This is a genomic window from Streptomyces sp. LN549, assembly GCF_043203805.1.
Taxonomy (GTDB): domain Bacteria; phylum Actinomycetota; class Actinomycetes; order Streptomycetales; family Streptomycetaceae; genus Streptomyces.
In genome coordinates, this window is the sequence record NZ_JAZHRI010000002.1 from 576,572 (window position 1) to 591,428 (window position 14,857).

Genomic DNA, 14,857 nt, shown 5'->3' on the forward strand with positions numbered 1-14,857 from the left:
TCGGCACGGGCCGCTCCACTCGCAGCATCGCCCGGGGAGACGGAGCATGAGGACATGGGCACGGGCATGGAGACCTTCCGCGGGGAACCGCACCCTCTGCGTGCCGTCGCGTTCGTGCTGGCCGCCCTGTGCACGCTGGTGATGGCCCTGACCGCGACTGCGCGCAGCACCCTGGTCTCGCCGTCCTTCTATCAGTCGGTGCTCGACGACCAGGGGGCCTACGACCGGTTGTACGACGAGGTGCTCGTCGATCCCGGGGCCTCGGGTGTCACCAGGGACCTCCTCGCGCGGCTGCCGGTCCCGGAGGCGATCATCACCTCGAACATCAAGGTGGTGCTGCCGCCGGAGATGGTCCGTGACCTGACCCACCAGCAGATCGACAACGTGGTCGGCTATCTGCGCGGTGACGTCGACACGCTCCGGCTGACCGTGGACCTGCGGCCGGTCGCCGGCAACCTCGGCGACCTCACCCAGATCTACTTCGGCGATCTCGTCGCCTCGCTGCAGAACCGGGCCGAGCCGGACTTCGCCGCCTTCTCGGCCGATCTGGACCGGGCGCTGGAGGGTCTGGTGGCCGGGCGGACCCCGGACGGTCTGCCGGCTCTGCCGCTCTCCGCCGGGCAGGCCGAGCAGGCGACCAACGCGCTGCTGCAGTCCGTGCCGGCCGGCAGCCGGGCTGCGCTCCGTCCCGAGGTCTCGGTCGCGCTGGCCGAGGGCGATGTGGCCACGGCGCTGGCGGCGGTGGCGCCCGGAGCCGTGTCGGAACGGACCCGGGCATCGGCGGCCGAACTGCGGGCCGCTGTCGGCGACGGGACCTGGGACGTGACCCAGGCGCTCGCCGCGTCCGGAAACGGTCTGGACGCCGTCCACCGGGCGCGGGCGGTGACGCACGAGGGTCTCGGTCTGGTGGAGGCCATCGCCTCCGTGCTGGGCGTGGCGTCCCTCGCCGTGCTGTGGTTCGCCTCCGCGGCCGGTTCCGGCAGGCGGCTGACGGTGATGGGCTGGGCCCTCGCCTCGGGGGCGGTCCTCACCGGACTCGCGGTACTGATCGCGCGCCTGCTCACCGGCGGACGGGTGGTGGCCCCGCCGGACTCCTGGCCATCGAGCGTGACCGGCCTGGTGGACGACCTCCAGCATGCCGCCTTCGACCGGATTGCCGTCACCGCGCTGACCGCCGCGCTGGTCCCGCTCGTGATCGGGGCGCTCCTGGTGGCGGCGGGCTGGGCCGTCGAGACACGGCCCCGGGCCGCGTTCACCGTGCCGCGCGTCCGCGGTCTGGCCGCGGGGGCCGGCTGCGCGGCGATGGCGGGGGTGCTGCTCGTACCCCTGGGCGTGAACCAGTCCGTACCTCGCGCCTGCCAGGGCAGCGCCAGGCTGTGCGAGATGCGGTATGACGAGGTTGCCTACGTGACCTCGCACAACGCCAACTCGACGACGTACGACCGCTTCATCGGACCGCTGCAGGACCCGGACATCACGGCGCAGCTCGACGCGGGTGCGCGGGCGCTGCAGATCGACACGTACCACTGGGAGACGTCGCAGGAGATCACGCAGCGGCTGGACACCCCCGACTTCTCCCCGGAGCAGCGGCGGCTCATCGCCTCGGCGATCGACCGGCTCAACCCACCGCGCGAGGGCCTGTGGCTGTGCCACGCCGTATGCCGGGCAGGGGCGATCGAGCTGGTGCCCACCCTCACTGCGCTCGGCACCTGGATGCGGGAGCATCCGAGCGAGGTGGTCACGCTGATCGTGCAGGACGCGATCAGCGGCGAAGAGACCGAACAGGCCTTCCGGCAGGCCGGACTCGATGACCTGCTCCACACACCGGACCCCGACCCGGGCAAGGCATGGCCGACGCTGGGCGAGATGGTCGACAGCGGCCGGCGGCTCGTGGTCTTCGCCGAGGAGGCCGACGGGCCCGCGCCCTGGTACCGCAACTTCTACCGGTACGGGATGGAGACACCGTTCGCCTTCCGCTCCCCCGCCGAGATGAGTTGTGTCCCGCACCGCGGGGACACCGGCAAGCGGTTGTTCCTGCTGAACCACTTCATCACGGTCGCGGGCGGCAGCCGGCTGGACGCGGGGAAGGTCAACGCCCGTGACTGGGTGCTGGACCGGGCCCACCGGTGCGAGCGGGAACGGGGCAGTCCGGTGAACTTCGTCGCTGTCGACTACACGACGATCGGGGACGTGCGCGGGGCGGTGGCGGCGCTCAACGACGAGCGGGCGGCGGCAGCCGACGCCTCCTGACGCGGAAGCGGACGCGGGTGCGGCGCACCACGGCGGTCGGGCCGTGGTGCGCCGCGGTCAGGGCGTCGGCAGCCGCCCCTGGTTCAGTGGGCGGGCCGCCGACGGATCAGCGGTGGCCGCCGTGGCGGTGGCCCCAGGACTTGGAGTCGACCTTGTGGCCGTGTGCGTCCCGCAGGGTCGCCGTGTCGCTGTTGTCCCAGACGTAGCGGCGGAGGTCCTGGTAGACGTCGGTGCGGCTGTCGCGGCCGACGCCGGTGTGCACACGCACCGAGGAGCGGCCGGGCAGGCGCAGGTCGAACCTGTAGGTGCGGTGGCTCTCGTCACGCAGGGTCCAGCCGCGCAGGTTGACCGAGTGGCGGCTCGTGTTGGTGACGGTGACCCACTCGCCGTTCAGGCTCCGGTTCGAGCCGTTGTCGCGGCCGGGGCTGTTGTACTGGATCTTGCCCAGAACGACGGCCGAGCGAGGGGCATGACCGCGGCCGTGGCCGTGGTCGTGGTCGTCTGCGACTGCCGGGAGGGCGGCGGCGGCGACCAGCGCGCCGGAAGCAAGAACAGCAGCAGTGATCCGTCGTGCGGAACGGGACATGAAGACCCCTCAAGTGCAGGCCCGGACCCTGCGGTCCGGGCGTTGTTCGGTCCCGGCGTAGTGCCGGGAAGGCATACTTTGACCCGGTTGCCCGGTGTCCGGATACCACCCCGGCACGTGTTACAAGATGCAGACATTTCCGTCACAGGCGGTTGTACGCGACATCCACTGAAACCTCCGGGTACCTGTCAATCGCTGCCCGCTGCACCCACCCGCGCGGCGTCGGGTTGACGGAAGCCGGCGCACCACGCACCCGCCCACCACACCTCCGACCGGGGCCGGCCGCCCTGGTGCCGGGATCCGTAACAACGGCCACGCCACCGGAAATGAACACCCGTTCCGTTACCCCGGGAAAGCAGCACGGAGGTTCCCTCGAACATCGATCGAAGCCGGTGATTGCGCGGGGCTGCCGGGAGTGATTGCGCGGGACTGCCGCAAGTGGTTGAGTGGAACTCAAGGTATGAATCGAGGTTCAGAACATCATGGCCTACCGATCCACCGCCCGCACCGAGGCGACCCGGCTCGCCCACCGGGAGCGGCTGCTGGACGCCGCACGGGAACTGCTCACCGAGGGCGGCTACGCCGCGGCGAGCATCGCCGCGCTCGCCGACCGCGCAGGCGTCGCCACCGGCAGCGTCTACAACCACTTCGCCTCCAAACAGGAGCTCCTGGCCGCTGTTTTCCGCCATGTCGCCGGTCATGAGCTCGCCGCGGTGCGGGAGGCGGTGCAGGCGGGAAGTGGGGCGGCGCAGCAGGTGCGGGCGCTGGTCGAGGTGTTCTCGTACCGTGCGCTGCGCAGTCCCCGCACGGCGTGGGCGCTGCTGGCCGAGCCCGTCGATCCGCTCGTCGAGCAGGAGCGGCTGACGTACCGGCGCGGTTACCACGCGCTCGCCGAGTCGGTCGTCGCTGCGGGTGTGGCGACGGGTGAGCTGCCTGCCCAGAACCCCCGGCTCTCGGCCGCGGCCGTCATCGGAGCGGTCAGCGAGGCGCTGCTCGGGCCGCTCTCCCCCGTCGGCGAACGCACCGACCCGGGCCCGGTCGTGAACGGCATCACGGCGCTCTGCCTCCGGGCGGTCGGGGCCCCCGCCGGCTGACCCGGCCGGCCACCGCTGCTGCTGCTGCCGAGCGCCGAACGTCCCGAACCCCAGACAGGAGTCCCGCCATGACCACCACCGCAACCCCGGTCGTCCCGCACACCGAGGCCACGGCACCGCACCGCACGCACGAGGTCACCAACCAGGCGCCGCCCCGCACCGGCCTCGACGAGTACGGCACCAACACACCCCTGGCGGAAGCCGTCGACGCGTTCGGTGCGGGGTGGCACGGGCAGGAACTGCACGAGATCGGCCGGCTGGTCGGCTCGGAGGCGTTCCAGCACAACGCCGAGCTCGCCCACACCTCCCCGCCGGCCCTGCGCACCCACGACCGGTACGGGAACCGGATCGACGAGATCGACTTCCACCCCGCGTATCACGAGGTCATCGGAGCGGCCGTGGAGCACGGCGCGCACACGGCGGGCTGGGCCGATCCCAAGCCGGGAGCCGCCGTCGCACGGGCGGCGACGTTCATGCTGTTCGCCCAGATCGAGCCGGGCCACGGCTGTCCGATGTCGATGTCGCACGCCGTGGTCCCGGTCCTGCAGCGCGATCCCGAGGTGGGCCGGGACTGGCTGCCCGGTCTGCTGAGCCGTTCGTACGACCCGCGGCCGATCGCCCCGGCCGCCAAGTCCGGCCTGACCTTCGGCATGGGGATGACGGAGAAGCAGGGCGGGTCCGACGTCCGCGCCAACACCACCCGGGCTGTCCCGTTGCCCTCCGACGCGGACGGCCGGGCCCATCTGCTGACCGGCCACAAGTGGTTCTTCTCCGCCCCGCAGTCGGACGCCTTCCTGGTCCTGGCGCAGGCCGAGGCGGGCCTCACCTGTTTCCTGGTGCCACGGGTGCTGCCCGACGGGACCCGCAACAGCGTCCGGGTCCAGCGGCTGAAGAACAAGCTCGGCAACAAGTCGAACGCTTCCGGCGAGGTCGAGTTCGACGGCACCTGGGCCGTGCGGGTCGGCGAGCCCGGCCGGGGCGTTCCCACGATCATCGAGATGGTCAACCACACCCGTCTGGACTGCGTGCTCGGCACCACTGCGGGCATGCGGCAGTCGGTGTCCGAGGCGATCTGGCACGCACGCCACCGCAGCGCGTTCGGCGCGCGGCTGGCCGACCAGCCGGCGATGACCGCGGTCCTCGCGGACCTCGCGCTGGAGACGGAGGCCGCGACCTGGACGTCGATGCGGCTGGCCCATGCGTACGAGGCGGACAGTGGCGAGCAGGAGGCGATGTTCCGGCGGCTGGCCACCGCGGTGTCGAAGTACTGGATCTGCAAGCGGGGCCCGCACCACGCCTACGAGGCGCTGGAGTGCCTGGGCGGCAACGGCTACACGGAGGACTGGCCGCTGGCGCGCCGGTACCGCGAGCAGCCGGTGATGGCCGTGTGGGAGGGCTCGGGCAATGTCATCGCCCTCGACGTGCTGCGCGGGATCACCCGGACCCCGCAGTCCCTGGAGGCGTTCTGGGCCGAACTGGACGGCACGTCCGGGGCCAGCGCCGTACTGGACGCACACATCGCCCGGGTGCGGCGGGAGCTCGCCGAGGACCTGCGCGACCCGGTCGCCGCGCAGACCCGGGCGCGGGCCACGGTCGAGGGCATGGCGCTGGCGCTGCAGTCCTCGCTGATGCTGCGTCACGCCCCTGCGCCGATGGCCGAGGCGTTCGTCGGGGCCCGGCTCGGTGAGGGCCGTGGTCACCAGTACGGGATCCTGCCGCGGGGCACGGACGCGGCGGCGGTCGTGGCCCGGCACATCGGCGAGGCCTGAGCCCGCGGACACGGGCCGGGCACGCCCGGACGATCACATCCGGACCGTGACGGCCGCGGCCGTCACGGTCCGGCCGGCCGGACGGGGCGGTCCGCGGCGCCGGGCCGGCGCCTGCCGGACCAGCCGAGCAGGACCACCGAGCAGACGGCGGCGAACGCGCACCAGGTGGAGATGAACTCCAGACGCCACAGCGCGGCGCAGACCGCGGCCCCGCCCGCGACCAGCACGCCGAGCCACACCAGCACCCGGTCGCCGGACAGGAGCAGCGATCCGACGGTGGCCAGGAGGTAGCCCGCCACCAGCAGTTCCGGGCGCGGCAGGTCCAGGACGTACCCGAGGGTGTGCCCGCGGATCTGCGCCGTCACCGGCCGGGTCGCCAGGCTGTACGCGAGAGCGGCCGAGGTCGCCGCCCCCGCCACCAGCGGCACCACGAGCCGGCGCCGGGCCTGCGGCGGGGCGGCGCACAACACACCCAGCGGCACCCACAGCGCCAGGAGCGGCAGGGCGATGACCGCCCAGGCCACGGTGGCCGGACCGGTACCGCCGTCCGACCGCCAGACCACGGACTCGATGATCTGATGGGCCCCCAGGAGCAGCGGCAGCGCCGCGAGCGGAAGGTCCCGGGCCCGGCGGGATCGGGCCACGCAGGCCGCGCCGATCGCCGCGATCGCCGTACCCGCGACGAGATCGGCAGTCGCACTCCAGCACATGGCGCCACCCAGGGGTTCGTCATATCCGTCGGCCCGTCTCCGCCGCGGCCGCTCCCCCGGTCACGCTACGGCCCGGCCGGGCGGGCGCCGAAGCATGACACTCCCACTTCTTGACCGGTGCATGCCGTTGACGTACCGTCACCGCTGTTCTCATACAAGAACTCGGTTCACCATGCGGAACAGAACGGGACGTCGTTCCGATGGTCGAGGGATTGCCTACCACCGCACCAAACAACTCATTGGTGCCTGCGGGGTACACCGCAGGCGGTGAAAGGAAAACCCAGTGCGTACCAGAAATCAGCATGCCAGACGCAGAGGCGGCCGGGCAGCCGCCGCGTTCGTCGCGATCGCCTCACTCGTCCTCGCGGGACTCACTGCACTCTTCGCGACCGGTTCCGCGACGGCGGCCCCCGCAGCCGGTTCGTACAGCCTGTCGAACGCAGGCAGCGGTCTGTGTCTGGAGGTTCCCGGTGCGGGAACCTCCGACGGCGTCCAGCTCGGACAGCGGTCCTGCAGCGGAGCCTCGAACCAGACGTGGCAGCTCAAGGCCTCCGGCAGCGGCTACACCCTGACCGCCGCGCACAGCGCCAAGTGTGCCGGGGTCCGCGACGCCTCGACGAGCGCGGGCAAGGCCGTGGAGCAGCAGAGCTGCACCGGCGGAGCCGGCCAGGTGTGGACGCTGACCCAGGTCAGCGGCAACACGTACCAGGTCGTCAACGCCAACGGCGGCAAGTGCCTGAACGTGAAGGACAGTTCGACCGCGGCCGGCGCCCTCGTCCAGCAGAACTCCTGCGACTCGGTGACCAGCAAGCGCTGGACGTTCACCGCGGCTGGCTCGACCCCGACCGACCCGCCCACGGATCCGCCGACCGACCCTCCGACCGACCCCGGCTCCCCGCCCGCATGGCCGACGGCCACCAGCAGCCAGGCCGTGACCTCGACGATGAAGGTCTCCGGCACCTACGACGGCGGTCTGAAGCGCTTCTACGGAAGTGGCGACCTCGGCAGCGACGGCCAGGACGAGGACCAGCCGGCCCTGATCGAGCTGGCGGACGGCGCCACGCTGCAGAACGTCATCCTCGGCTCCCCCGCCGCCGACGGCGTGCACTGCCTGGGCGCCTGCACCCTGAAGAACGTGTGGTGGGAGGACGTGGGCGAGGACGCCGCCACCTTCCTCGGCAGTTCCTCCTCGCTGGTGCGCACGATCGACGGCGGCGGCGCGAAACTGGCGGACGACAAGGTGTTCCAGCACAACGGCGGAGGCACCCTGATCATCAAGAACTTCCAGGTCAGGGACTTCGGCAAGCTCTACCGCTCCTGCGGCAACTGCTCGACCCAGTACGGACGGCACGTCCAGGTGCAGAACGTATGGATCACCGCCCCCGGCGACGGTCTCGTGGGGATCAACCCCAACTACGGTGACACCGCCCGCCTCTCCGGCGTGACGATCTACGACGACGGCGACCGGGACATCGACATCTGCACCAAGTACAAGGGTGTGACGAGCGGCGAGCCCAGCCAGACGGGCACCGGCCCGGACAGCACGAACTGCCTGTACGCCACCTCCGACATCACCTATGTCGACTGATCACCGGTGACGTGCCGGACCCGCCCGCCCCGGACACCGGGGCGGGCGGGTCCACGACCGTGGTCATGGCCCGCCGGTGGGAGCCCGACCGGTGTCAGGCCGTCGCGTCCGACCAGGCGTACGGCGGCGGCACGGGCCCGTTCCCGGGGCCCGCGCCCGCCCGGCCCAGCTCGCGGTCGGCCACACTCATCAGCTGACCGGCGACATCGCGCATCGCGCGGCTCGCCGCCAGTTCGTCACCGATGGTGGGCACGTCCGGGTCCTGCGGGCTGCACCGGGCGACCCCGTGGCCGGTGAGTTTCGCCGTGCCGGTGTCCAGTACCGCCTCCGCCTTCGTCGTCCCGTCGTCCTCCGACAGATCGACACGGACCGTCCACTCCATCGTGCGATTCATCGCGCACCTCCCGGGCCGCACCGGCAGGCGGGCGCCCGCCGCCGTACGGGTCCGTTTCCAGCATCCACCCAACCGGCCCCGCACGCCCGTTCCGGCTCGGCCTGCGCGGATCCCCGGACCGAAATAGGATGCAGTGACCACGCCCGCAGCAGCCGGGCCTCGGCCCTTGCCCTGCCCTCCGGGTCACCAGCGTCGACCTCCCGGATCGACCCGCCACGGCTGAACCTGTGGCGCGGATGGCCATCACCTGCCCTGCGGAGCGGCCCATGAACCGGCGTCGCCCTCCCCGCCCGGCCAGTGCCGAGGAGCTGCTGACCACCCTCCAGCACCTCACTTCGCGGGCACGCCGGGAGGTGGAGCTGCACCAGGCGCGGGTGGAGCTGGCCGAGGCACTGCAGCGCGGCATGCTCCCCTCCGTCCTGCCTGCCCTGCCCGGTCTGCAGACCGCCGCCCGGTACACCCCGGCGCAGAGCGGCCTGGACATCGGCGGTGACTGGTACGACGGGTTCCGGCTGCCGGACGGTTCGCTGGCCTTCGCCATCGGGGACGTGCAGGGACACGACGTCGAGGCGGCGGCCTTCATGGGTCAGATCCGGATCGCGATGCGCGCGCTCGCGGCCACGGCGGCCGACCCGGGCGAGGTGGTGAGCCGGACCAATGACCTGCTGCTGACCGTGGACTCCGGACTCCTGGCCACCTGCACCTTCGTCCGGCTCGATCCGCGGACCCGGGAGCTCCAGAGTGCCCGTGCCGGTCATGTGGGCGCGGTGTGGGCCACGGCCGACGGGCGCTCGGGCGTCACCGAGGACGAGGGCGGTCTGCCGCTCGGGATCCAGAGCGGTGAGGAGTACCCGGTCACCACCCGACGGCTCACGACCGGCGGGGCCTTCGTCCTCCTCACCGACGGCGTGATCGAAGGGCCGTCGTACCCCATCGACGAGGGGCTGGACGCCGTCGTGCGGCTGGTGAGCGCGCGCGTCGGCGACAGCGCGGACGAGCTGGCCGACGCGATCCTGGGGACGGCGGAGCGTACCGGGCACGAGGACGACGCCGCCGTGCTCGTCCTGCGCCACGAGGCCTTTCCCGCCGCCCCGGGATGAGGCCCGGGGACCGGCGCGTGTCACGCAGCCGCCTCCTGTCACGGCCGGTGTCTGATGAGAACCGTGATCCGCAGCGAGAAGAACCGACGCACGGCCGTGGCATTACTGCGCATCCTGGCCGTCGCCGGCGCCTACTACGTGGCCGCGGACCTGGGGCTGCTCCGGAAGGTGACCGTGCACGGGGCGGTGATCACCCCCCTGTGGCCACCGACCGGAATCGCGCTGAGCGCCCTGCTGTACATGGGGCTGCGCGTCTGGCCCGGGATCCCGCTCGGCTCCCTCCTCGTCATCGCCACCCTCAGCGGATCGGTGACGCCTTCCACCGCCCTCGTCGTGGCGGGCAACACGCTCGCGCCCGTCTGCGCCTTCCTGCTGCTGCGCAGAGTCGGCTTCCGTACGGAGCTGGACCGGCTGCGCGACGGTGCCGTCCTGGTCTTCCTGGGCGCGATGGCAAGCATGGTCATCAGCGCGACGACGGGAACCGCCGTGCTGGTGGCAGACGGCAAACTGCCCTCGAGCGGGTTCTGGTCGGTCTGGGCGGCGTGGTGGGCCGGGGACGTCATGGGCGTCCTCGTGGTCACCCCGCTGCTGCTCGTGCTGCGCAGGATGCGGATGCCGCGGCTCTCCGACCGGTGGGCGGAGGCGGGGGCGCTGCTGGTCGTGGCGGTCGTGGGCACCTTGCTGGCCACCCGCAGCTCGCTGTCGATGCTCTACCTGGTGTTCCCGATCCTCATCTGGGCGGCGCTGCGCTTCCAGCTCGCCGGCAGCGCGCCGTGCGCCCTGCTGATGTCCGTCCTGGCGATCATCGCGGGAACGGACCGGGTGGGTCCGTTCGCCGGCCACACCATCCTCCAGATCATGGTCAACCTCACGGTCCTGAACGGCGCCGTCGCGCTGACCGCGCTCCTGCTGGCCGCCGTCGTCGCCGAGCAGCAGAACGTCCGGCGCCGGATCGAGCGGGCCTGCGAGGAGCTGGCCGATGTGGTGGAACAGCTCGCCCCGGGCAGATCGGCGGCCGCTTGGCCGTCCCGGGCGAGGGACGAACGCGAGAGCCGCTGACCGGACCGGGGCGGGCAGGAGCCGGATCAGCGCGGGAAGTGCCGGTCCAGGAAGTCGTTGCGGAACGTGCCTGCCGGGTCGTACCGGGCCATCAGTTTCTCGAAGTCCTCGTACTGCGCGTACAGGGTGCGCAGGACATCGGGGGTGGTACCGAAGACCTTGCCCCAGTGCGGACGGGCACCGTACGGCGACAGGGCCTCCTCAATCTCCGCGAGCACCGGCGCTACGGCCTCGCCGTCGGGGACCCAGGTGAAGTGGAAGGCCACCGAGTCCCGGCCGGACGCGGGGCTCAGCCACAGGTCGTCGCCGGCCACGGTGCGGATCTCGGAGATCTGGAGCAGCGGGGTGATCCGGTCCCGGAGCCTGCCCACGGCCTCGTACGCGGCGGCGGCGTTCTCTCGTGCCACGAAGTACTCGGACTGCAGTTCGTCGCCGTTGCTCGGGGTGAACTCGAGCCGGAAGTGCGGCAGCCGCCGGTGCCAGGCACCGGGGACCCCCTCCTGCCGGGTGCAGTTCCCGGCCGGTACCCCGGGGATCGGGTGCCGCGGACCGTCGGCGAGCCGAGCGCCGAGCCACTCCGCCGGAGCCTGCCGCGGCCCCTCGTCCCCCACCCGCTGCTTGAGCCACACCTGTCCCACCGGCCCCGGCCGCCAGTCGGTGAAGACGCTGACGCTGTACGCAGCCGACATCACCTCGTCGAAGGCGCCGGTCAGCACGGACTCGGGCAGGTCCTCGTAGACCCACTGCTGGACGTCGAAAGCGGGTACCAGGTCCAGCGTCAGCCGGGTCACCACGCCCAGGGCTCCCATGGACACCACCGCGCCGGGGAAGTCCGCGTCGCCGCGCCGCAGGGTGACCGTCCCCCCGTCCGCCGTCACCATGTCCAGGGCCCGGACGGCCCCCGCGAGGGAGCGGTTCCCGACGCCCGAACCATGGGTTCCGGTCGCGCAGGCACCGGCCACCGAGATGTGCGGCAGCGAGCCCAGATTGTGCAGCGCGAAGCCGCTCTCGTCGAGCTCACCGGCGAACTCGCCGAAGCGGAGCCCCGCACTGACCGTGACCGCCTGCGCCGCCGGATCGATGTCGACCACCCGCGGCAGCCCTGCCACCGAGACGAGGTCCCCGGCGGTGTCGGCGACCGTGTTGAACGAATGCCGGGTGCCCAGGGCCCGCACCGTGGTGGAGGCGGCGACCGTCTCCTGCAGTTCGGCCTCCGTGCGGGGCAGGCACAACCGCCTCGCCCCGAACGTGATGTTGCCGGCCCAGTTCGTCTCCGCGGGAGTCACCGTGCGTTCCTCTTTCGCTCGTGGCCGGGCACTGTCCCCGGCACCGCATTCTCCCAGACGGCGACGGGGACGGCGGAGGCGAGCAGGCTGCAGCGATCAACCTCGGCGCCACGCAACGTAGTTGTCGAGGGCTGGTACATATCCGCACACCATCCGATTCCGGCAGGGCCCAAATACCAACAGCCGACCACAGAACCTGAGATCCAGTACGGAACGGGACGAGTCCCGGGTCACCTCGCATGTCTGAACTTCACTGGAACTCCAGCGAAATGGCACGTGTGTGGATATCGTGCACCGAGCGAGGGCGCATCCGTCAGTCCACAGGATCGGCGGATGCGCCCCGTTTGTGGCGATGCAACTGTGACTGGGGGGTTCATGGGGCATGTCGAGCTACCCGAATCCGAAATATCAGGACCCGTGGGACTGGCGGGGGCGCCTCGTCCACGGACCGCTTCGAACAGGCCTCGCAGCCAGGAGTTCGACCGGCTGCGGCAGGGCCAGACCGTACAGCGCGACCGTTCCGCCCGGCCCGGGCCGAGGAGAAGACCTGGCCGGTATCTGCCACTCGTCATCGGCTTCGACCTGTTCGGCCTGGGGATTCCCGCCTGGCTCGTCCTGCGCACCGACGGACAGCCCAGGGCCCTGGCCGGCGCGGCCGCTGCCGCGATGGTCTGGTCCGGCGTACGGGCCGCCCGCGGCCGGTACACGGTACGGAGCACGGGCCGGCCGCCGGGGGCACTGACCGCCACCGGGGACTGGCTGCTGCTCGTCGGGCTGATGGCGGTGCTCTGGACCGTGGCCGACGGCACGATCGATCCGGCGACCGCCGTCGTGGCGCTGATTCCGGGCCTGCTGACGACGGCGGCGATCTCCGGGGCGCGGCGGCTGCCGTGGTCCGGGCGGCGCCGGACGGTCCGCCGTGTCCTGGTGGTCGGCGAGGCCGCGGGGGTGGACCGGGCGGTGCGGCTGCTCGTCTCCCGGGCGGACCACGGCTATCTCGTGGTGGCGGCCGTGCCCGTGGGTACGGCCGCCCTGAACTGCGAGGCCCCGGTTCCGGGGCGGCTCGCGCCCGAGCCCGCCGACGACGACGCCTCGACGGTACTGGGTGCGGCCTTCGCCCACGAGGCGGACCTGGCACTGGTGGTGCCGGGACCGCAGCTCGCCGAGGAGCGGTTGCGGCGGCTGTCCTGGGGGCTGCACGACGGCGGGCTCGACCTGTCCGTGCTGTCGCACCTCTCGGAGATCGCCGACAGCCGGGTCCGCCCCTCGTCGGCGGCCGGGCTGACCCTGCTGCACATCGTGCCGCCGCTGCGGCGCGGCCCGCAGCAGGCACTCAAGGCCGCGGTCGACCGTACCGGCGCGGCGCTCGGCCTGATCGCGCTGGCCCCGCTGCTGCTGATGGTCGCGGCCGCGGTCCGGCTCACCTCGTCCGGGCCGGTCTTTCACCGGCAGATCCGTCAGGGGCAGCACAACAGGCCGTTCACCATGTGGAAGTTCCGCTCGATGGTGGTGGACGCCGAACAGCACAAGGCACAGCTGGTGACGTCGAACGAGAACGACGGTCCGATGTTCAAGATGCGCCGGGACCCCCGGGTGACCCGCATCGGCCGGCTGCTGCGCCGCTCGTCCCTCGACGAGCTGCCCCAGCTCTTCAACGTGCTGCGGGGTGACATGTCCCTGGTCGGCCCGCGGCCGCCGTTGCCGGACGAGGTGTCCCGCTACGACGAGCGTGAGCTGAGGCGGCTCGCGGTCAGGCCGGGCCTGACCGGCCTCTGGCAGGTCAGCGGACGGTCCGACCTGTCCTGGCAGGAGACCGTCTCGCTCGACCTGTGGTACGTCGACAACTGGTCGGTGGCCACGGACATGGGACTCATGGCCCGTACGCTGCGCGCCGTCACCGACGGCCGCGGGGCGTACTGAGCGCGGGCGGCGTCGGATGAGAGGAACGAGAGCGGGCCGGGTGGCCGGTCGCGCAGTCGCGGCGGTCCACCCGGCCAGAGGGTCCGGACCCGGGAGCCGGTCAGACCTGTGCACCCTGCCGTTCCAGCCACCAGGCATAGGTCCGCGCGATTCCGTCGCGCAGCGGGATCTGCGGCTCGAAACCGAGGGAGGACAGCCGGGACACGTCCAGGAGCTTGCGCGGGGCGCCGTCCGGCTTGGCGGTGTCCCATTCGATCTGACCCTGATACATCGTCACTTCGGCGATGGTCGAGGCGAGTTCACGGATCGTCAGGTCCTGGCCGGAACCGATGTTGACGGGCGAGTCACCGTCGTACCGCTCCAGCAGCAGTACGCAGGCGGCGGCCAGGTCGTCGACGTGCAGGAATTCGCGTCGGGGGCTTCCGGAGCCCCAGAGCGTGACGGCCGGGGCGTCGCTCCGGCCCGCCTCGTGGAAGCGGCGGATCAGCGCGGGCAGGACGTGCGAGGTCTCCAGGTCGAAGTTGTCGCCCGGTCCGTAGAGGTTGGTCGGCATGGCGCTGATGTACGAGGCGCCGTACTGGCGGCGGTAGGACTGGGTCTGCACGATTCCCGCGATCTTCGCGAGGGCGTAGGCCTCGTTGGTCGGCTCCAGCGGGCCGGTGAGCAGTGCGGTCTCGGGGATGGGCTGCGGGGCCAGTCTGGGATAGATGCAGGACGAGCCGAGGAAGAGCAGCCGCTCGACCCCGGCGGCGTGCGCGCCTGCGATCACGCTCAGCTGGATGTGCAGATTGTCCTCGATGAACTGCACGGGATACGTGCTGTTGGCCATGATTCCGCCGACCTTGGCGGCGGCCAGCACCACGGCCTCGGGACGCGCGTCGCGCAGGAAGGCCCCGGTCCGCTCGGCGTCGCGCAGATCGAGGCGGTCGCGCCCGCGGGTTATCACTTCATGGCCGTCGGCGGTCAGCCGGCGCACCAGCGCCGACCCCACCAGACCGCGGTGGCCCGCGACGAACACACGGGCGCCGGGGCGTAGCAGGGACGGGACGGATTCCTGGGGAGGGCCGGGGAGATCAGTCGTCATGGCTCGGATTGTGCCAG

General features: G+C 71.9%; 12 protein-coding genes. 7 read left to right on the plus strand and 5 right to left on the minus strand.

Going from position 1 to position 14,857, the window contains the following annotated elements:
- Positions 1-54 precede the first annotated feature (54 nt).
- Entirely contained in the window at positions 55-2,250 is a 2,196-nt protein-coding gene (locus tag SH922_RS02680; protein ID WP_393054233.1) for a hypothetical protein, read from the plus strand.
- Between the two features lie 106 nt (positions 2,251-2,356).
- Here SH922_RS02680 and SH922_RS02685 read toward each other — a convergent pair whose 3' ends face one another.
- Positions 2,357-2,836, minus strand: coding sequence for a lamin tail domain-containing protein (locus SH922_RS02685; RefSeq protein WP_219568832.1), 480 nt, complete (start codon positions 2,834-2,836; stop codon positions 2,357-2,359).
- A gap of 482 nt (positions 2,837-3,318) precedes the next feature.
- Between SH922_RS02685 and SH922_RS02690 the strand changes: the two genes are divergently transcribed.
- Together SH922_RS02690 and SH922_RS02695 are read left to right on the plus strand one after the other, a co-directional pair.
- Positions 3,319-3,930, plus strand: coding sequence for a TetR/AcrR family transcriptional regulator (locus SH922_RS02690; protein ID WP_393054237.1), 612 nt, complete (start codon positions 3,319-3,321; stop codon positions 3,928-3,930).
- 68 nt (positions 3,931-3,998) lie between these two features.
- Complete coding sequence (locus tag SH922_RS02695) at positions 3,999-5,699, plus strand: acyl-CoA dehydrogenase family protein (RefSeq protein ID WP_393054240.1); 1,701 nt, start codon at positions 3,999-4,001, stop codon at positions 5,697-5,699.
- Positions 5,700-5,761: 62 nt separating this feature from the next.
- Here the strand turns inward: SH922_RS02695 and SH922_RS02700 are convergent, their stop codons facing one another.
- Entirely contained in the window at positions 5,762-6,409 is a 648-nt protein-coding gene (locus tag SH922_RS02700) for a DUF6629 family protein (protein WP_393054242.1), read from the minus strand.
- 283 nt (positions 6,410-6,692) lie between these two features.
- Here SH922_RS02700 and SH922_RS02705 point away from each other — a divergent pair, with 283 nt between their 5' ends.
- A complete protein-coding gene (locus SH922_RS02705) occupies positions 6,693-7,997 on the plus strand; it encodes a pectate lyase (protein WP_393054245.1) in 1,305 nt (434 codons plus the stop codon).
- 94 nt (positions 7,998-8,091) lie between these two features.
- Here SH922_RS02705 and SH922_RS02710 read toward each other — a convergent pair whose 3' ends face one another.
- Entirely contained in the window at positions 8,092-8,391 is a 300-nt protein-coding gene (locus SH922_RS02710; protein WP_393054248.1) for a DUF1876 domain-containing protein, read from the minus strand.
- A gap of 266 nt (positions 8,392-8,657) precedes the next feature.
- Between SH922_RS02710 and SH922_RS02715 the strand changes: the two genes are divergently transcribed.
- Both SH922_RS02715 and SH922_RS02720 read left to right on the plus strand, forming a co-directional pair.
- On the plus strand, positions 8,658-9,491 hold the full coding sequence (locus SH922_RS02715) for a PP2C family protein-serine/threonine phosphatase (protein WP_393054251.1): 834 nt from the start codon (positions 8,658-8,660) through the stop codon (positions 9,489-9,491).
- A gap of 63 nt (positions 9,492-9,554) precedes the next feature.
- The gene (locus SH922_RS02720) at positions 9,555-10,550 is read left to right on the plus strand and encodes an MASE1 domain-containing protein (protein WP_393054253.1); all 996 of its coding nucleotides are present in this window, start codon (positions 9,555-9,557) and stop codon (positions 10,548-10,550) included.
- 26 nt (positions 10,551-10,576) lie between these two features.
- On the opposite strand, the gene SH922_RS02725 is transcribed toward SH922_RS02720, so the two are convergent.
- On the minus strand, positions 10,577-11,836 hold the full coding sequence (locus SH922_RS02725) for an FAD-binding protein (RefSeq protein WP_393054256.1): 1,260 nt from the start codon (positions 11,834-11,836) through the stop codon (positions 10,577-10,579).
- A 417-nt stretch (positions 11,837-12,253) separates the two neighbouring features.
- Between SH922_RS02725 and SH922_RS02730 the strand changes: the two genes are divergently transcribed.
- The gene (locus SH922_RS02730; protein WP_393054259.1) at positions 12,254-13,756 is read left to right on the plus strand and encodes a sugar transferase; all 1,503 of its coding nucleotides are present in this window, start codon (positions 12,254-12,256) and stop codon (positions 13,754-13,756) included.
- 100 nt (positions 13,757-13,856) lie between these two features.
- Here the strand turns inward: SH922_RS02730 and SH922_RS02735 are convergent, their stop codons facing one another.
- Positions 13,857-14,840, minus strand: coding sequence for a GDP-L-fucose synthase family protein (locus SH922_RS02735; RefSeq protein ID WP_393054262.1), 984 nt, complete (start codon positions 14,838-14,840; stop codon positions 13,857-13,859).
- Positions 14,841-14,857 lie beyond the last annotated feature (17 nt).

Excerpts from the sequence above, each read along its gene's own strand:
- SH922_RS02685 (WP_219568832.1), bottom strand. The coding sequence starts at position 2,836 with ATGTCCCGTTCCGCACGACGGATCACTGCTGCTGTTCTTGCTTCCGGC.
- SH922_RS02680 (WP_393054233.1), top strand. The coding sequence starts at position 55 with ATGGGCACGGGCATGGAGACCTTCCGCGGGGAACCGCACCCTCTGCGT.
- SH922_RS02710 (WP_393054248.1), bottom strand. The coding sequence starts at position 8,391 with ATGAATCGCACGATGGAGTGGACGGTCCGTGTCGATCTGTCGGAGGAC.
- SH922_RS02690 (WP_393054237.1), top strand. The coding sequence starts at position 3,319 with ATGGCCTACCGATCCACCGCCCGCACCGAGGCGACCCGGCTCGCCCAC.
- SH922_RS02695 (WP_393054240.1), top strand. The coding sequence starts at position 3,999 with ATGACCACCACCGCAACCCCGGTCGTCCCGCACACCGAGGCCACGGCA.
- SH922_RS02700 (WP_393054242.1), bottom strand. The coding sequence starts at position 6,409 with ATGTGCTGGAGTGCGACTGCCGATCTCGTCGCGGGTACGGCGATCGCG.
- SH922_RS02735 (WP_393054262.1), bottom strand. The coding sequence starts at position 14,840 with ATGACGACTGATCTCCCCGGCCCTCCCCAGGAATCCGTCCCGTCCCTG.
- SH922_RS02715 (WP_393054251.1), top strand. The coding sequence starts at position 8,658 with ATGAACCGGCGTCGCCCTCCCCGCCCGGCCAGTGCCGAGGAGCTGCTG.